Annotated in this window: 17 protein-coding genes; 13 read left to right on the top strand and 4 right to left on the bottom strand. The window is 61.9% G+C overall.

Translation table 11 applies throughout. The annotated features are described in order from the left end of the window. Positions 1–65 precede the first annotated feature (65 nt). From AC07FD_RS11615 to AC07FD_RS11565, 11 genes are all read left to right on the top strand, one after another. On the top strand, positions 66–497 hold the full coding sequence (locus AC07FD_RS11615; RefSeq protein WP_095087322.1) for an EamA family transporter: 432 nt from the start codon (positions 66–68) through the stop codon (positions 495–497). Then, positions 494–1,501 carry an NAD-dependent epimerase/dehydratase family protein gene (locus tag AC07FD_RS11610; RefSeq protein ID WP_478349962.1) on the top strand — a complete coding sequence of 336 codons (1,008 nt, stop codon included), beginning with the start codon at positions 494–496 and terminating at the stop codon, positions 1,499–1,501. The genes AC07FD_RS11615 and AC07FD_RS11610 overlap by 4 nt, the downstream gene beginning before the upstream one ends. Before the next feature lie 104 nt (positions 1,502–1,605). After that, entirely contained in the window at positions 1,606–3,036 is a 1,431-nt protein-coding gene (locus AC07FD_RS11605) for an aspartate aminotransferase family protein (RefSeq protein ID WP_478350050.1), read from the top strand. A gap of 23 nt (positions 3,037–3,059) precedes the next feature. After that, positions 3,060–4,292 carry a hypothetical protein gene (locus AC07FD_RS11600; protein ID WP_478349961.1) on the top strand — a complete coding sequence of 411 codons (1,233 nt, stop codon included), beginning with the start codon at positions 3,060–3,062 and terminating at the stop codon, positions 4,290–4,292. Further along, complete coding sequence (locus tag AC07FD_RS11595; RefSeq protein WP_478349960.1) at positions 4,289–5,047, top strand: FkbM family methyltransferase; 759 nt, start codon at positions 4,289–4,291, stop codon at positions 5,045–5,047. The genes AC07FD_RS11600 and AC07FD_RS11595 overlap by 4 nt, the downstream gene beginning before the upstream one ends. A gap of 159 nt (positions 5,048–5,206) precedes the next feature. After that, positions 5,207–7,768 carry a GcvT family protein gene (locus tag AC07FD_RS11590; RefSeq protein WP_478349959.1) on the top strand — a complete coding sequence of 854 codons (2,562 nt, stop codon included), beginning with the start codon at positions 5,207–5,209 and terminating at the stop codon, positions 7,766–7,768. Positions 7,769–7,862: 94 nt separating this feature from the next. Further along, a complete protein-coding gene (locus AC07FD_RS11585; protein ID WP_478349958.1) occupies positions 7,863–8,711 on the top strand; it encodes a DUF1194 domain-containing protein in 849 nt (282 codons plus the stop codon). Between the two features lie 88 nt (positions 8,712–8,799). Next, entirely contained in the window at positions 8,800–9,144 is a 345-nt protein-coding gene (locus AC07FD_RS11580; RefSeq protein WP_478349957.1) for a peptidase inhibitor family I36 protein, read from the top strand. Positions 9,145–9,307: 163 nt separating this feature from the next. Next, the gene (locus AC07FD_RS11575) at positions 9,308–10,258 is read left to right on the top strand and encodes an ABC transporter substrate-binding protein (protein WP_478349956.1); all 951 of its coding nucleotides are present in this window, start codon (positions 9,308–9,310) and stop codon (positions 10,256–10,258) included. Between the two features lie 90 nt (positions 10,259–10,348). Continuing rightward, a complete protein-coding gene (locus tag AC07FD_RS11570; RefSeq protein WP_478349955.1) occupies positions 10,349–11,122 on the top strand; it encodes an ABC transporter permease in 774 nt (257 codons plus the stop codon). Beyond that, complete coding sequence (locus AC07FD_RS11565) at positions 11,119–11,910, top strand: ABC transporter ATP-binding protein (RefSeq protein ID WP_478349954.1); 792 nt, start codon at positions 11,119–11,121, stop codon at positions 11,908–11,910. Before AC07FD_RS11570 ends, AC07FD_RS11565 begins: the two co-directional genes overlap by 4 nt. 18 nt (positions 11,911–11,928) lie before the next feature. Here the strand turns inward: AC07FD_RS11565 and AC07FD_RS11560 are convergent, their stop codons facing one another. Continuing rightward, positions 11,929–12,867, bottom strand: coding sequence for a GlxA family transcriptional regulator (locus tag AC07FD_RS11560; protein WP_425352300.1), 939 nt, complete (start codon positions 12,865–12,867; stop codon positions 11,929–11,931). Between the two features lie 129 nt (positions 12,868–12,996). Here AC07FD_RS11560 and AC07FD_RS11555 point away from each other — a divergent pair, with 129 nt between their 5' ends. Next, a complete protein-coding gene (locus AC07FD_RS11555; protein WP_478350053.1) occupies positions 12,997–13,545 on the top strand; it encodes a hypothetical protein in 549 nt (182 codons plus the stop codon). A 144-nt stretch (positions 13,546–13,689) separates the two neighbouring features. Here AC07FD_RS11555 and AC07FD_RS11550 read toward each other — a convergent pair whose 3' ends face one another. Next, positions 13,690–13,875: a hypothetical protein gene (locus tag AC07FD_RS11550; RefSeq protein ID WP_095087335.1), complete on the bottom strand. Its 186-nt coding sequence runs from the start codon at positions 13,873–13,875 to the stop codon at positions 13,690–13,692. Between the two features lie 219 nt (positions 13,876–14,094). On the opposite strand from AC07FD_RS11550, the gene AC07FD_RS11545 reads away from it, so the two are divergent. After that, entirely contained in the window at positions 14,095–14,994 is a 900-nt protein-coding gene (locus tag AC07FD_RS11545) for a LysR substrate-binding domain-containing protein (RefSeq protein WP_095087339.1), read from the top strand. A 228-nt stretch (positions 14,995–15,222) separates the two neighbouring features. On the opposite strand, the gene AC07FD_RS11540 is transcribed toward AC07FD_RS11545, so the two are convergent. Together AC07FD_RS11540 and AC07FD_RS11535 are read right to left on the bottom strand one after the other, a co-directional pair. After that, the gene (locus AC07FD_RS11540) at positions 15,223–16,242 is read right to left on the bottom strand and encodes an alpha/beta hydrolase fold domain-containing protein (RefSeq protein WP_478349953.1); all 1,020 of its coding nucleotides are present in this window, start codon (positions 16,240–16,242) and stop codon (positions 15,223–15,225) included. A 245-nt stretch (positions 16,243–16,487) separates the two neighbouring features. Further along, on the bottom strand, positions 16,488–16,673 hold the full coding sequence (locus tag AC07FD_RS11535) for a hypothetical protein (RefSeq protein WP_184873525.1): 186 nt from the start codon (positions 16,671–16,673) through the stop codon (positions 16,488–16,490). Positions 16,674–16,698 lie beyond the last annotated feature (25 nt).

Raw genomic sequence — 16,698 nt, 5'->3', positions numbered from 1 at the left:
TCTTGTGGCTTCACGAAATGTTTGCGGGTTTGTAATAGGAAGCGTGAAGGGGTGGTTGGGAACACATGAAATACATCGTCTTCATTCTCTTTACGGTCATGACCAATGCCGCTGCGCAGCTGATGCTGAAGCAAGGCATGATGTCGCTCGGGCCGATCTCGTTCGAGGGCGTCAATCCCCTGGTCAAGCTGTTGCAGATCGTCTTCAGCCCCTGGGTGTTCCTGGGCCTGTGCACCTTCGTCATCTCGATGGCCTCGCACCTCTATGTGCTGTCCAAGGTCGAGCTTTCCTTCGCCTATCCGTTCCTCAGCCTCGCCTATGTCGCCGTCGCCATCTTCGCGTATTTCGTCTTCCGCGAGGACCTCAATGGCTGGCGCATCGCCGGCATCGCCTGCATCTGCGTCGGCACGGTGCTGATCGCGCAAAGCGGGCGCGGGCATGAGGCGCAAACGGCTTCGCTTTCTTCCGACAAGATTCACAGCGAGACTATCCAATGAAACATGTGATTTTCGGTGGCGACGGTTTCGTCGGTCGCCATCTTGCCTTGAAGCTTGTCGCCGATGGTGAAGAGGTTGTCGTCGCCGACATCGTCAGGAGCGACCTGCCGCATTACCGCAATGTCCGCTTTATCAAGTGCGATGTCACCGATCCGGCCTCGGTCGCCGCGGTTGGGCTGAAGGCCGACGACATGGTCTACAATTTGTCGGCCAAGATGCTGTCGCCGATCCAGGTTCGCGCCAAGCGGCATGATTTCTTCTTCCCGGTCAATTTCCATGGCACCGAGCACATCATGCAGGCGATGGACAAGGCCGGCGCACCCAAGCTCGTCCACTACACGACCGACATGATTTACGGCCACACGGTCACCCAGCCGATGACGGAGGAGCATCCGGTCGCGCCGCTTGGCGAATATGGCTGGTCGAAACAGAAGACCGAAGAACTGGCTGCCGAATGGCGCAAGCGTGGCATGTCGATCTCGCTGTTCCGCCCGCGCCTGATCATCGGCCCCGGCCGGCTCGGCATTCTGGAAAAACTGTTCAAGCTGATCGACTGGAGCTTTCCGGTGCCGATGATCGGTTCGGGCAGAAACCCCTATCAGTTCATCTCGGTCTTCGACTGCGCCGAGGCGGCGCGCGCCGCCTGGAAGGCCGGGGTGCCTGATGAGGCCTATAATCTGGGCTCGCTCAACCCGCCGCCGGTCAAGAAACTGCTCGGGGACCTGATCAGGCATGCGGGTTCTAAATCGATCCTGATCCCGACGCCGGGCTGGGCGGTGAAGCGCACGCTCGACCTGCTCGACCTGATGAACATGCCGATCATGGATCCGGAGCAATATCTGATCGCCGACGAAGAGTGCGTGCTCGATGTCTCCAAGGCGGAACGCCAGCTCGGCTGGGTGCCGCACTATCGCGACGAGGACATGCTGATCGGCGCCTACAGCGAGTACCGCGCCAAGAAGGCCGGTCACGCTGTCGCCACCAAACATGTGCCGGCCGAATAGCGGCTCGCAAAACAGCTTTCGTTGCGCACGATCCCGGTCATGCGCGCAGACAGGAGATTGAAATGACCGTCATGGCCAAGCCCGAACAGACGAGCGCGCGCACCATGGTCAGCGCGCCGGCGCTGTCGCCCGCCACCATCGCCAAGCCCGACCTGATCAGCGTCGAGCAGGCCAAGGCGATGGACGTCGCTGTGATGACCGACCTGTTCAAGGCGCACCTCAATCCCGGCCAGCTGCATTTCATGAAGCTGCTCGGTTTCCACAAGATCAAGATCGAGCGTGCCGAGGGCATGTTCTACATCGACCAGAACGGCCGCAAGATCCTCGATTTCTTCGGTGGCTTTGGTTCGCTGGCCTTTGGCCACAACCATCCGCGCATTCTGGAGGCGCGGAAAAAATTCCAGGAGGAGAAACGCCAGGAGATCGCCATCGCCTTCATGTCGCAATATGCGGCGGCCCTGGCGCACAACATCGCCAAATGCTCACCCGGCGATCTCGACATGGTGTTCCTCGGCTCGTCAGGCTCAGAGGCGATGGAAGCGGCGGTCAAGCTCGCCGAGCGCGCCGCAGGCCCGAAGCGGCCAAAAATCGCCTATGCCGAGAATTCCTTTCACGGCAAGACCAAGGGCGTGCTGGGCATCACCGACGGCCAGCTTTATCGCGCCGACTTCAAGATGGCGGAGAATACGGTCCGCATCCCCTTTGCCGACATTGAAGCGGTCGAGCGCCTGTTCCGCTCCGACCCGGAGGTCGGTGTCATCGTGCTCGAAACCATCCAGGGTGGCGGCGGCATCATCCAGGCTCCCGCCGAATACTGGCAGAAGTTGCGCGCGCTCTGCGACCAATATGGCGTGCTGTGGGTCGCCGACGAAGTGCAGTGCGGCTATGGCCGCTCGGGCCGCTTCTACGCCTTCGAGCATTACGGCGTCATTCCTGACGTGACGGCGCTGGCCAAGTCGCTTGGTGCCGGCAAGGCGGCGGTTGGCGCGATGATTGCCCGGCGCGAGGTCTATATGAAGGCCTACGGCACGCCGAAGACGGCGATGATCCATGCGATGGCGACCTTTGGCGGCATGGGCGAGGCCTGCATCACCTCGATCGAGGGGCTCAACGTGCTCTATGACGAGGGGCTGATCGACAACGCTGCGGTCACCGGCGATTACCTGCTGCAGCGGCTGCAGGCGCTTAAGGACAAATATCCCAAGATCATCAAGGACGTCCGCGGCAAGGGCTTCATGGTCGGCCTGGAGTTCCACGACTTCTCGCAGACCTTGCCGATGGTGCTGCGGCCGATCGTCAGCGTGCTCGACGACAAGCTGAAAGGCTCGCTGTCGGGCTTCATCGGCGCGCTCTTGCTGCGTGACTATGACGTGCTCGTCGCCTTCACCGAATACAATCGCAACGTCATCCGGCTCGAGCCGCCGCTGATCTGCCAGCGCGAGCATGTCGACCGTTTCGTCGATGCCTTCGACAGCCTGCTGTCGCGCGGCATCGTGTCGATCGTCAAGGATTTCGTCAAAAGCCAAGTCCGTTAAAGCGAAGGTCGCTGAGCAAAATCATGCTGACCAAGTCTCCCGCTGAGAAAAACCCACTCGACCGGCTCACCGAGGCCGGCCTGACGTGGGGCGAGGGGACCTATGCGCGGTTGGCCGCACCTATCGGCGCGGCGGCTTTCGCGCTCTACATCCTGCTGACGGCGTTCACGGCATGGGTGATGCCGGACGCCAACTGGGACATGCTGCCCTATCTCGCCATCGCCGAGGAAGGCACCTATCCCGATGCGCAGGCGCTGCACGACTATGCCTACAGCACCGTCAAGGCCGGCGTGTCGGCGGGTGACTACAAGACGCTGACCGATGATGGCGGCGGCTTTCGCAGCCATATGGCGGAGAATGCCGCCGACTTCCATTCGCTGCTCGGCATGTACCGGATCAAGTTTCTCTATGCCGAGATCCTGTCGACGATGAGTTCGGTGATGTCGCCGGTCGAGGCGATGCGGCTCGTCTCGGTGTTCTCCGTGCTGTTGTTCGGAGCGATCGCGCTGCTTTGGCTGCGCTCGGAGCGGGCGCTGGCGCTGGCGCCTCTGGTCGGCGCGGTGCTGATCATGGCCGACTTCGGCGGCGCGGCACGCGCCTCGACGCCTGACCTGTTGTGCTCGGCGCTGTTCCTCGGCGGGCTTTACGCCTATGTCCGCGGCCGCGAGGCCGCAACGGCGATCCTGCTCTTCCTCGCCTTCATGGCGCGGCCGGACAATATTGTTTTCCTTGCCATTTTCGCCGTTCTTCTGGTCGCTTTCCGGCAGAAGGCGTGGGGCGCTCTGGCCGGCTTTGCCGCGTCCTTCGTCGCCTATTTCGTCATTTCGCACTGGGCCCATCATCCCGGCTGGTGGCCGCATCTGTGGTTCTCCAGCATCGAACAGCACTACAATATGGACGGGTTCGAACCGCCATTCTCGATCGTTGCCTATCTCAGGGCGTTTGCCGCGTCCTTGCTGCGCGCCGTCAGCCTGAACAGCTGGGTCGGCGTGTCGGTGCTGGCTTTAGCCGGCTGGTATGCGGCAAGTCGCACCGGCTTCCGCCTCGAGCGTCGCGCCGGCATCCTGTTTGCAGCGCTGGTGCTCGGCGTGCTGGCAAAGTTCGCCGTGTTCCCTATCCACGACACCCGCATCTATTTCCCCAATCTGATCCCGCCGTTCCTGCTGCTGGCGACGCCGCTGATGGCGCTGTGGGCGACAGTGGCAAGTGGCCAGCATCGCGCCGCCCCGCACGTCTTTCCCGGAGACAAGTCATGAGTTCAGTATCCAACCTGGCGCGTATTGCCCTTTCGCTTGGTCTTCCCAGTGGACTTCTCGATCGCGGGCCGTCGCTGCGCGGCACAAAATTCCTGGCCAAGGCGGCGCTGAAGGCGCGCTTCGGCGGATCAGGGCGCCCGTTCCAGATGGTCAATGTCGGCGCCTGCGACGGCGCGTTGTTCGATGACGTCACGCCGTGGCTGCACCGCATAGCTGGTGCCCGCGCCATGCTGGTCGAGCCGATCCCGTACAATCAGAAGCGGTTGCGCGCCAACTATCCCGACACGAGCCGGTTCATCATCGAGCCGGTGGCTGTCACCAAGACGAAGGGCACGATCACCGTCCACACCTTCGATGCCGCAGCACTCGAGGCAGGCACGTTGCCGATCGAGTTCATCGGCTGCTCGTCGGTGACCGACACCAATCTGATGTCGGGCAAGAATGCCTGGGGCGAGGCCGACGCCAACTTCAACAAGTTCGCGCCGCATCTGAGAGACATCGAAGTGCCGTCGGAAACGCTGCAGACCCTGCTCGACCGCAACGGCATCAGCCATATCGATGCCTTCCTCGTCGATTGCGAGGGCGCCGACTGGGTCGTCTTCGAACAGCTTGACCTCAAGCGCTATCGCCCAGGCATGATCAAGGTCGAGGTCGGCGCGCTGCCGGCGGCCGAGATCGGTCAGGTCGTGGTCAAGCTGAAGACATCGGGCTATCAGGTCGGCTTCCAGGCCGAGGATGTGTGGGCCTTCGCCTAAGCTGGCCTCTTTGCGGCCGAAAAGAGTCGGCCACGTTGCCCCACGTGAACCATTCGGCCGTCTGGTCGCTCGGCTTTTTGCCAATGTCGCAAACAGGCTTCATCAGCGCCACCGCTCCGCCCTATAGTCCGCCCGCTTATCACTTTGGAGTCGCGGGCAATGGCAGAGTTTCCGAAAAAGGCGAAGGTCGTCATCGTTGGCCTGGGCGGCATTGTCGGCGCATCGATCGCCCATCACCTGATCGAACGCGGCTGGGACGATATTGTCGGCATCGACAAGTCCGGCATCCCGACCGACATCGGCTCGACGGCGCATGCCTCCGACTTCTGCTACACGACCAGCCATGATTTCCTGTCGTGCTGGACGACGCTGTACTCCATCGATTTCTACGAGAAGATGGGCCACTACGCGCGCATCGGCGGCCTCGAAGTGGCTCGCGTCGGCGACGACAGCCGCATGGACGAGATCAAGCGGAAGATCGCCTCGGCCAAGGCCTTTGGCACGCGCGCCCGTCTGATCGAACCGGCCGAGATCAAGCAAAAGTTTCCGCTGATCGAAGAAGGGATGGTGCAGGGCGGCCTGTGGGATCCCGATGCCGGTCTTGTCATCCCCCGTTCGCAGACCGTCGCCGGCAAGCTGGTCGACCAGGCGGAAGCCTCCGGCAAGATCAAATCCTTCGCCAACACTCCGGCAAAGTCGCTCATTGTTAAAGACGGCCGCATCACCGGCGTGGTGACTGACCGCGGCACCATCGAGGCCGATTATGTCGTGGTCTGCGCCGGCATCTGGGGCCGGCTGATCGCGGAGATGGTCGGCGAGGATCTGCCTGTCATGCCGATCGACCATCCGCTGACCTTCTTCGGCCCGTACAACGAGTTCGCCGGCACCGGCAAGGAGATCGGCTGGCCGCTGCTGCGCGACCAGGGCAATTCGGCCTATATGCGTGACACCGGCGATCCCAAGACCGCCGAGGGCGGGCAGATCGAATGGGGCTATTACGAAGAGACCAATCCGCGCCTTTGCCATCCGCGCGACCTGCTGGAGAAGGATCAGGCCCGGCTTTCGCCTTCGCAGCGCGATCTCGACATGGAGCAGATCCTGGGACCGCTCGAACGCGCCATGGAGCTGACGCCGATCCTGGGCGAACTCGGCTACAACGAGAGCCATTCCTTCAATGGTCTCTTGCAGGTGACGGCGGATGGCGGCCCGTCGATGGGCGAAAGCCAGAAGGTGAGAGGCCTGTGGTATGCCGTCGCCATCTGGGTCAAGGACGGACCCGGCATGGGCAAGCTGATCGCCGACTGGATGACAGACGGCCGCACGGCGATCGACCATCACGCCATCGATTATGCGCGTTTCTATCCGCACCAGACGAAGGAGCAGTTCATCTGGGACCGCTGCACCGAGACGGCGATGAAGGTCTACAATCCGGCGGTGCATCCGCGCGAACCCTTCTCCAAGGCCCGCAACATCAGGCGCTCGCCGTTCTGGGAGCGCGAGAAAGAGCTCGGCGGCTATTTCATGGAACTGGGCGGCTGGGAGCGCGCCCACGGCTATGCCGCCAACGAGCATCTTCTGGAAAAATACGGCAACCGCGTGCCGGTGCGCGAGAACGAGTGGGACAACCGCCATTTCTGGCGCGTTTCCAACGCCGAACATCTCGCCATGAGCGAGGATTGCGGCATCGTCAACCTGTCGCACTTCTCGATGTATGACGTCGAAGGGCCAGACCATGTCGCGTTGCTGGAATGGTTGTGCGCAGCCAAGATCGGCGGCGACAACAACATCGGCAAGGGCATCTACACCCACTTCCTCGACGAGGAAGGCATGGTGCGCGCCGACTTCACCGTCATTCGCATGGCCGACCGCTGTCGTTTGATCGACGGGGCGGACGCCGGCCCGCGCGACTTCCAGTACATGCGTCGCACCGCGCAGGACAAAGGTTTCGACGTCACGATCACCGACGTGACCGAGAAATACGTCACCATTGGCATCTGGGGTCCGAATGCCCGGGCGACCTTGCAGAAGGTGGTCGAGAATCCGGACGGGCTCTCGCTTGAAAACTTCCCGTTCGCGGCGATCAAGCCGGTCCGGATCGGCGGCAAGGACGTCACCGCCTTCCGCATCTCCTATGTCGGCGAGCAGGGCTGGGAACTGCATATGCGCTACGAGGATGGTCTCGCCGTCTGGGACGCGCTGCGCTCGACCGGCGTGATGCCCTTTGGCGTCGAAACCTATGCCAACACGCGCCGCATGGAAAAGAGCCTGCGCCTGCAGAATGCCGACCTGCTGACCGAGTACAATCTACTGGAAGCCGATCTAGCCCGTCCGAAGGTCAAGGAGAACGATTTCTGCGGCAAGGCCAGGCATGTCGAGTACCGCGCGCGCGAGCACCAGCCGGCCACGCTGTGCACGCTGGTGATGACCGAGAATGTCGATTCGAAAGGCGTTGCCCGCTATCCCGTCGGCACGATGCCGGTGATGGATCCGAAGACGGGCGAAACGCTGGTCGACGAACTCGGGCGCCGGTCGTTCACGACGTCGATGGCCTATGGTCCGACCATCGGCAAGAACATCGGCCTCGCCTATCTGCCGTGGGCGTTTGCCCAGGAAGGCCGCAAGCTCGCCATCGAGTATTTCGGTGAGACCTATCCGGTTGAAGTCGCGGCGGTCGGCTACAAGCCGCTCTATGACCCGGAAAACCTCAAGCCGCGCAGCTGAGCGCTGGCAAGCGCGAAACAGCGTGAACGCGAAGCCCGGCTCTTGGCCGGGCTTTTCACTTTTTAATCGGACGATTCTCGCTTACCCTTGCGGCATGTCTGCTTTTTCATGCGCGAGACATGTCTTGTCGGGCGGCGCCGCGATCGCAATGATGCTCTGGCTGACGCCGGTGTCCCTCGCGGATGAACCGGTCGATGTCGAGCTGGTGCTTGCCGTCGATGTTTCCCTGTCGATGTCGCCCGATGAACTCGAGATCCAGCGGCACGGCTACGCGGCGGCGCTGACGCACGACAACGTGCTGCAGGCGATCGCCGACGGCGCTCATGGCAAGATCGCCGTCACCTATGTCGAGTGGGCCGGCACCACCTGGCAGCGCGTCATCGTGCCGTGGACGGTGATCGCCAATCGCGCCGACGCGGAGCGTGTGGTTGCGCAATTGTCGGCCCAGCCGCCCGGCAGCGCGCGGCGCACCTCGATCTCCGGCGCGCTGGAGTTCGGCAGCGATCTTTTTGCTGAAAGCGGCTACCAGGGAGACAAGCGGGTCATCGACATTTCGGGAGACGGCCCCAACAACCAGGGCGCCCCGGTCAACCTCACCCGCGACGGACTGGTCAAGCAAGGTATCGTCATCAACGGACTGCCGCTGATGACCCGAGGCGGCTTTTCCGGTGCCTACGACGTCAACAATCTCGATCGCTATTACAGAGACTGCGTCATCGGTGGTCCTGGGGCCTTCATGATCCCGGTCAACGACTGGACGCAATTTCCCGAAGCCATTCGCCGCAAGCTGGTGCTGGAGCTTGCCGGCCCGGCCTCGCCGCAATGGGCGGCGGAAGAGGCTGATCATCCGCCAGTTGTATTGGCGCAGGACGCGCCCGCCAGCGACTGCCTGGTCGGTGAGAAAATGTGGCGCAACCGCAGCTGGATGTTCGACAGCCGCTAGGCTTGCCTCGCCAGCGGAAGCAATGGCAAACTGGCGAGGCCGCGCGATCGGGCGGCGGGGGCCGCGGTCAGAGCCGAGGAAACACCAGATGAAACGTCTTGCCATCCTGACTGCAGTCGCATCCGTGCTTTTTGCTGACGGCGCCAGCGCCCAATACAATGATGAGCCCGCCTGCATCATGTTCGAGCACGCAAATTTTCGCGGGCGGTCTATTGGCATGGGGTCCGACGATCCCGTGAATTTTCGCGGCGGTCAGTTCTGGAACGACCGCGTATCGTCGGTGATCGTCCGCCGTGGCTGCACGCTCGTTGCCTATGAGGATTCGCGGATGGGCGGCCGTTCGATCGAGATCAGGCGCAGGGTCCGTAATTTCGGCGGCAGCGAGTGGAACGATCGCATCTCGTCGGCGGAGTGTTATTGCGACGACTACTGAAGGCATGCCGGATTTCTGGCGGCTGATGCCGTTTCGACGGCAGGCTGGCGATCCAGTAGGGTTTTGGGCGCCCGGTCCGCCTGGGCCTCACCATCCTGTTCATTGACAAGCCGATTGGTGTCTGTGAGACAATTTCCTTAGAGAAAACAAAAGGGGAACTGACATGACCAGGATCGCTGTTCTTGCCGCAACATTGACACTTGCCGCTGGCTTGTCCGCACCGGCGATGGCCGCCACATCGGTCACCATCGGCATCAGCGGCTGGACCGGCTTCGCGCCGCTGACGCTTGCCAAGCAGGCAGGCCTGTTCGAGAAGCACGGGCTCGACGTGACCTTGAAGAAGGTGCCGCAAGCGAGCCGGCCGCTCGCCATCGCCAGCGGCGACCTGCAATGCGCCGCCACCACGGTCGAGACCTGGCTTGTCTGGAATGCCAGCGGCGTCACCACCAAGCAGATCTTCCAGCTCGACAAGTCCTATGGCGCCGACGGCATCGTCGCCCGCAACGACATCAAGACTGTCGCCGATCTCAAGGGCAAGAACGTCGCGTCTTCGGCACCGGGCACATCGCCCTACTTCATGCTTGCCTGGGTGCTGAACAAGAACGGCATGTCGACCAAGGATGTCACCGTCGTCAATTTGGAGCCGGATGCGGCGGCGCAGGCCTTCCTCGCCGGCCAGAACGACGCCGCCGTCACCTATGAGCCGTTCATCTCGGCGGTGCGCGACAAGTCCGACCAGGGCCACATCCTGGCGACGACGCTCGACTACCCGATGGTGCTCGACACGGTCGGCTGCACGCCCGAATTCCTCAAGGCCAATCCCGATGCCGCCAAGGCGCTGGCCGACAGCTATTTCGAAGCGCTCGACCTGATCAAGAACGATCCGCAGAAGTCCTACGAGATCATGGGCGCCGACGTGAAGCAGTCGGCCAAGGAATTCGAGGATTCGGCGAAGTACCTGAAATGGGCCGACAAGGCCGCGAACAAGCAGTTCTTCACCAAGGAATTCCAGGACTTTTCCAAGACCGCCGGCGATCTCCTGCTGCAGATGGGGCTGATCAAGGAAGCGCCCGACGTCACCACGCTGGCCGACACCAGCGCGGTGTCGAACTGACAGTCCGGCCTTCGGCCATCTCGCGGCGGCGCTCGGCGCCGCCGTTTTCTCCTAGACAAGTGACGATTTGAAGATGGGGACGATTTGAACATGCGCCCCTTGCATCCAGTCTCGCCGGGCATCCGAACCGTGCTCGGCATTTCCTTCTTCGTGCTGTTCGTTGCCTTCTGGGCATGGATCACGCTTGGCGGCCACGTCAATCGCATCTTCCTCGCCGATCCGCTGTCGATGCTGCGGGATGGCTGGCGGCTGCTCGTCGAGGATCGTTTCTGGCTCGACATACTGATCACCATCTGGCGGGTCTTCGGCGGCTTCCTGCTGGCCTCGGTCGTCGCGGTGCCGCTCGGTATTGCCATGGGCGCCTGGAAGCCGGTGGAGGCGTTTCTTGAGCCCTTCATCTCCTTTGCCCGTTACCTGCCGGCCTCGGCCTTCATTCCGCTGCTCATCCTGTGGGCCGGCATTGGCGAACTGGAAAAACTGCTCGTCATCTTCGTCGGCTCGGTGTTCCAGATCATCCTGATCATCGCGGTCAAGGTCGGCAGCACGCGGCGCGACCTGGTCGAGGCTGCCTATACGCTGGGCTCCACCAACAACGGCATCGTCAGCCGTGTGATCATGCCGGCCAATGCGCCGGAGATCGCCGAGACGTTGCGGCTGGTGCTCGGCTGGGCCTGGACCTATGTCATCGTCGCCGAGCTGATCGGCTCGTCCTCCGGCATCGGCTACATGATCATCAACAGCCAGTCGCGACTGGCGACGGGGCAGATCATCTTCGGCATCATCGTCATCGGGCTGATCGGACTGTTGTCCGATTTCGCTTTCAAGGCCTTCAACCGCTGGCTCTTTCCGTGGAGCCTGGCGTGAGTAAGCTTCTCATCGAGGGCGTTTCGCGAACGTTCGCCGGCGTGCGCGGCGGGGAGCCGGTCAAGGCGCTGATGCCGGTCGACCTGGCGGTCGCGGCCAACGACTTCATCACCATCCTCGGTCCATCGGGCTGCGGAAAGTCGACGCTACTCAGAATTGTCGCCGGCCTGGAAGCCCCAAGTGAAGGCCGGGTGCTGCTCGACGGCAAGGCGGTGACCCGTCCGGGGCCGGATCGCGGCATGGTCTTCCAGTCCTACACGCTGTTTCCCTGGCTGACGGTGGCCGAGAATATCGCCTTCGGCTTGCGCGAACGCGGCATGGCCGAAAAGGAGCGGGACGGGATCGTTGCTTCCTATGTCGATCTCGTTGGCCTGAAAGGGTTCGAGAACCATTGGCCGAAGCAGCTTTCTGGCGGCATGCAGCAGCGCACGGCTATCGCCCGCGCGCTGGCCAACGATCCCGAGATCCTATTGCTCGACGAGCCGTTCGGCGCGCTCGACAATCAGACGCGCGGGTTGATGCAGGAGCTGCTGCTCGGCATCTGGGAGCGTCGCAAGAAAACGGTGCTGTTCGTCACCCACGACATCGAGGAGGCGATCTTCATGGCGTCGCGCGTGATCGTGATGACGGCGCGGCCCGGTCGCATCAAGTCGGATCTCGCCATCGACCTGCCGCATCCGCGCCACTACACGCTGAAGACCAGCCCGGAATTCTCGGCGCTGAAGGCGCGGCTGACCGAGGATATCCGCGTCGAAGCGATGCGCACGGCGCAGACGCAGAGCGCCTAGGCAACCTTGATGGCCGGCTCAGGCCGCCAGCAACTGCTTGCGGTCGACGCGCTCCTGCTGCGGCGAGCGGGCATAGAGTTCGCGGTAGCATTTGGAGAAATGCGAGGCCGAGACGAAGCCGCAGGCGACCGCCACCTCGACCACCGGCATCGACGACTGGATCAGCAGATGCCTGGCGCGGTCGAGCCGGATTTCCAGATAGTAGCGGGCAGGGGACCGTCCCATCTCGGTGCGGAACAGCCGCTCGATCTGGCGGCGCGACAGGTCGACATGGTCGGCGATCTCGATCAGCGACAGCGGCTCGGACAGGTTCGCCTCCATCAGCTCGATGATGGTCAGTACCTTCGAGTTCTGCACGCCGAGGCGGGCACGCAGCGGCAGGCGCTGGCGGTCGGTCGGGCTGCGCACGCGGTCGGTTAGCACCTGCTCGCAGACGCGGTTGACGAGGTTCTCGTCGAAATCGTCGCCGATCAGCTTCAGCATCATGTCGAGTGCCGCGGTGCCGCCGGCGCAGGTGTAGATGTTCTGGTCGATCTCGAAAAGGTCGGCAAAGACATTGGCCTTCGGAAAAGCCTCGGAAAAGCCCGGCAGGTTCTCCCAGTGAATGGCGCAGCGCTTGTTGGACAGCAGTCCCGCGGCGGCAAGGATATGCGCGCCCGTGCACAGACCGCCGACGGCGACGCCGCGATTGTACTCCTCGCGCAGCCAGGCGAAGGCCGACTTGTTCTGATAGCGCTCGACATTGACGCCGCTGCAGACGATGGCCATGTTCGGCCGGTCAGGGCCCGCCATCTTCTTGCGCTCTTCCTCCAGCGACGTGTTGACCGCGCATTCGACCCCGTTCGAGGCGCGCACCGGCTTGCCGTCGATGCTGGCGAGGCGCCAGCGATAGGCCTCATAGCCAAGCATGCGGTTAGCCGAGCGCAACGGGTCGAGCGCGGTCGCAAACGCGATCATGGTGAAATCGGGAATAAGAAAGAATACAAACGATCGCTTGATCGGATGCTTTACGGCGTTCAAGGGAACCTCACGCAGCCATGACGCGAACAGGATGTCGCGATTAGCATAGCGACATCAGGAAAAACCATGTCTGTCAATCGGCTACGCGGCCAGGACACGATTAAATTTGCGACATGGGTCGCAAATGGGCAATCGGGTGTTCAGCGAGGCCTGCACGCGACGCCCAACTGTTCAGGAACAGGCAGATCACGCCTTGCGGCGAAAACAAAAACGCCGCCTTGGGAGGAACCAGGCGGCGTTGCAGTTTTAAAGCAGCGGCAGGGAAGCGCTGCCTGCAAGAAAAGTTCAGGCGACGAAGCCGAGGCGCGCCGCAGCCATCGCGCCGGTCTGGCCGGGCATGGTGTTGGCAAGGCGCTGACGCTCGAGAGCGGTGGTCAGGTTCATTTCACGGCGGGCGAAAAGGCGGGCAAAAAGCTTCATGATCATCTCCATTCGGTTGCTCAGACGGGTCGCCTTCGCTTGATGGAGTGGGGCAGCTCGTTTGCTGACGCTGATATAGGCTTGTGTAAGCAAAAACTAAATCGCAAAAGCGAAGCGCTTGTTATGAAATGCGACACCGATTGCGACAATCTTGGGCAACATGCTCGAAATTTACGATTGTTTACAAGGGACTAATTGGGAAGCCGGGTCGCTATGCGGCTTGCTCATATGCGTCATGCGCTGGCGACATGGCTCCAAAACTCATTTGAATACAAATAAAACAAAGAAGGCCTGCCGGGCGGCTTGCGCGGCAGGCCTTCAGCACATGGTACACACGATTTACTTTGCTCCAGCCCACGATCCGACGCCGTTGCGAACCCCGGTCTTGGTGTCGGCAGCTTCAGGCCAGCCAATGTCCTTCTGCAGTTCGATCGGCAGGGAGTGGATGGCACGTTCGGTCTGGTAGCGGGCGCGGGCTGCGCTGAATTCGGTCGCGATCCGACCGATGGACGACAGGATAGACATTTCTTTCTCCTTTGGTGCTGGCGGATGCCAGACGGTGAGTTGGTTACGTCGCTTTTGTTTCAACTGCATTTCATGTCGATTGCAGGTTTGTGTCGTGGTCGTTTCGTGGCCACTTCCAATGCGTCCTGCCTCGATGGTGTTGACTATCCTCCCAATCTGATGTTCAATCAAACGAAATGGAATGATGCTTTGTATCAGAAAAATTGAAGGTCGCTTCCCATGAACGCCCCACTCAATCATCCACTGCCACTGCTCGATCTCGACGTTTTGCGCACTTTCGTGGCGATTGCCGAGACAGGCAGCTTCACCACCGCCGCCAATGCCGTCTTCCGCACGCCGTCGGCTGTCTCCATGCAGATCAAGAAGCTGGAGGACATTCTTGGCCGCTCGGTGTTCGCGCGCGACGCCCGCTCGGTGTCGCTCACCACGGATGGCGAAATGCTGCTCGGCTATGCCCGCAGGCTGCTGTCGATCAACCGCGAGGTGGTGTCGAAGTTCATCATTCCCGAGATTGTCGGCGTTGTCCGGCTCGGCTCGCCGGATGACTATGGCGAGCGCGTGCTGCCGCATGTGCTGAAGCGTTTTGCGCAATCGCATCCGTCGATCGCCGTCGATGTCACCATCGACCAGAGCAGCAATCTGCGCCGGCGCATGGACGACCGGGCGCTCGACATCACGCTCTTGACCAACTCCTACAAGACCAGTGCGCTCGGCGCCGAGGTGCTGCTCACCGAGCCGATCGTCTGGGCCGGTGCCAAGGGCGGCTGCGCGCATCTGCGCGAACCCTTGCCGGTATCGCTCTGGGAAGAGGGCTGCGCCTGGCGGGCCGGCGCACTTGAGGCGCTTGGACGCGAAGGCCGCAACTATCGCATCGCCTATATGAGTGCGCACACGGCCGGCCAGCGCGCCGCGATCATGTCCGATCTCGCCGTGGCGCCGCTGCCGAAGTCATTCCTCGGCAACGACATGGTCGAACTCTGCCCGAAGGACGGGATGCCCGACATCGGCACTTACAATCTGGCGATGGTGGTGGCGCCGGACGCCAGCGCGCCGGTCAAGGCCGTTGCCGACCATATCCGCGCGACCTTCGAAGTGTTCCGGGAAACCGGCAAGTTCTGATACGCCGGCTGTGAACCGCGTTTCAGTGCTCAGCGATCTTATCACATGTGGGAAGCCGATTGATGTTCTGGCTGCAAACGTAAGCGACCTGGGTTGGTCCGAGACGCCAGTGGTCGTCCTGACCACTGATCATATTTTGAGTGTGCTCCGACGGTTCCAGGAAGGAGAGCTCATCGCTGCGGACGTGGAGGCCTGGGCAGATCTGATCGAATGCAGGGAAGATATTGACTACCAGCCAGAGCGAGATGAAGAGATAGTGGAAGCAATTTTCGTGCTGGCCAATCCGGTGTTGAATGGTTCGCTAGATGAAGCCTTGACCGACCAGGTGATCGCCTCGATCTCGGCTTGACCAAAGGTTTTTTCCCCGGCCAGGAAGGTCACGATGCTGTCGCGCGCCCGCCGTGCTTCAGGCATGTCGATCAGTGGCCAAACGTGGAACATACCTTCCTCGTAGACGACCTCGACCTCGACGCCGACGGCGCGCGCCTTTTGCGCGAAGATCAGATTGTCAGGACTGAGGAGGTCGTGCGAGCCGGTTAGGAGCAGCGTTTTAGGCAGCACCGAGAGGTCGCCATAGAGCGGGCTGATGTGCCAGTCGCTGCGATCGAAGCCGGCGCTGTAGAGCCGGACAGCCTCCATCCCACCCGAAATGCCCAGCCAGGGGTCGCGGCGTTCGGCCTCGAACACTTCGGGGTTGGAAAGCGACATGTCGAGGCCGGGCGAAATCAGCACATGGCGCGACGGCAGGGGCAGGGCCTGTTCCGCGGCCATCATGGTCAGTACGACGGCCATGTTGCCGCCGGCGGAATCGCCCATGAAGACGATATCCTCGGCCTCCGTCTCGTCGAGCATCTGGCGGTAGACGTCGCCGACCATGCCGAACATGGCGTGGAAATCGTGTTCGGGAGCGATGGGATAGATCGGCACGGTGATGCCGTAGCCCAGCCGGTCGGCCATGTCGGCGATCAGGTGCCAGTGATAGGGCGTGATTTCAAAGACATAGGCGCCGCCGTGCAGATAAAGCATCCGCTTCTGCTCGCCGGCCTTGGGTGCGATTTCATAGACGGGGAAGCCATCGACCGTATGCATCTGGATGTCGAGACGCTGATGCAGTGAGGGGGGCGGCTGGTGGGTCTCGGTCTTGCGCGCGGCTGCGATCCACCGCTGCAGGTTTTCCGGGCTGGAAAACGCCTTCTTGCGGCTGTACCGGAGCACGAAGGACACGACGTGGCTTTTCAAACTTGGCATGCGGATACACGAACTTCGGCGGCAGCCGACTAAGAGAATTCCCCTCTCTCGCGAAGATCGTGCCGTGGCCGAAAATGTCAAGTTATACGCTATGTCTACACGGTGGTGTGATCCGCGCCGTGGTGCTTGCGCCGACGATCAACGCCGCAGCAGAAGCGCGGCGCGCAGCCGAGCGTTGCCAGGCGCCGAGGCCGCATGGGGGCTCCGACGCCTGACGAGCAGTTTGCATTTGTCGGTGAATGTCATCAGCGCGCCGTCCCCAGAAGCAGCGAGATGAGCGCGGCCTGCGGGTCGTTCGGCGGCGATGCCGGCCAACCAATGTCCTTCTGGACATGCGGCGGCAAGCTGTTCATGGCCCGGATCGACTTCTTCCTGTCGTGGGCAAACTTGATGGCCGCACCATAACGGCCGAGGCTTTCGAACATCGACATTTTGGTTTCCTCCGGAAGGTCACTG

The organism is Mesorhizobium waitakense (genome assembly GCF_056431085.1).
This window is presented reverse-complemented; position numbering and strand designations above follow the sequence as displayed.

Coding starts and splice junctions, on each gene's coding strand:
- AC07FD_RS11615 (WP_095087322.1), top strand. CDS start 66: ATGAAATACATCGTCTTCATTCTCTTTACGGTCATGACCAATGCCGCT.
- AC07FD_RS11610 (WP_478349962.1), top strand. CDS start 494: ATGAAACATGTGATTTTCGGTGGCGACGGTTTCGTCGGTCGCCATCTT.
- AC07FD_RS11605 (WP_478350050.1), top strand. CDS start 1,606: ATGGTCAGCGCGCCGGCGCTGTCGCCCGCCACCATCGCCAAGCCCGAC.
- AC07FD_RS11600 (WP_478349961.1), top strand. CDS start 3,060: ATGCTGACCAAGTCTCCCGCTGAGAAAAACCCACTCGACCGGCTCACC.
- AC07FD_RS11595 (WP_478349960.1), top strand. CDS start 4,289: ATGAGTTCAGTATCCAACCTGGCGCGTATTGCCCTTTCGCTTGGTCTT.
- AC07FD_RS11590 (WP_478349959.1), top strand. CDS start 5,207: ATGGCAGAGTTTCCGAAAAAGGCGAAGGTCGTCATCGTTGGCCTGGGC.
- AC07FD_RS11585 (WP_478349958.1), top strand. CDS start 7,863: ATGTCTGCTTTTTCATGCGCGAGACATGTCTTGTCGGGCGGCGCCGCG.
- AC07FD_RS11580 (WP_478349957.1), top strand. CDS start 8,800: ATGAAACGTCTTGCCATCCTGACTGCAGTCGCATCCGTGCTTTTTGCT.
- AC07FD_RS11575 (WP_478349956.1), top strand. CDS start 9,308: ATGACCAGGATCGCTGTTCTTGCCGCAACATTGACACTTGCCGCTGGC.
- AC07FD_RS11570 (WP_478349955.1), top strand. CDS start 10,349: ATGCGCCCCTTGCATCCAGTCTCGCCGGGCATCCGAACCGTGCTCGGC.
- AC07FD_RS11560 (WP_425352300.1), bottom strand. CDS start 12,867: ATGATCGCGTTTGCGACCGCGCTCGACCCGTTGCGCTCGGCTAACCGC.
- AC07FD_RS11555 (WP_478350053.1), top strand. CDS start 12,997: ATGTCTGTCAATCGGCTACGCGGCCAGGACACGATTAAATTTGCGACA.
- AC07FD_RS11550 (WP_095087335.1), bottom strand. CDS start 13,875: ATGTCTATCCTGTCGTCCATCGGTCGGATCGCGACCGAATTCAGCGCA.
- AC07FD_RS11545 (WP_095087339.1), top strand. CDS start 14,095: ATGAACGCCCCACTCAATCATCCACTGCCACTGCTCGATCTCGACGTT.
- AC07FD_RS11540 (WP_478349953.1), bottom strand. CDS start 16,242: ATGCCAAGTTTGAAAAGCCACGTCGTGTCCTTCGTGCTCCGGTACAGC.
- AC07FD_RS11535 (WP_184873525.1), bottom strand. CDS start 16,673: ATGTCGATGTTCGAAAGCCTCGGCCGTTATGGTGCGGCCATCAAGTTT.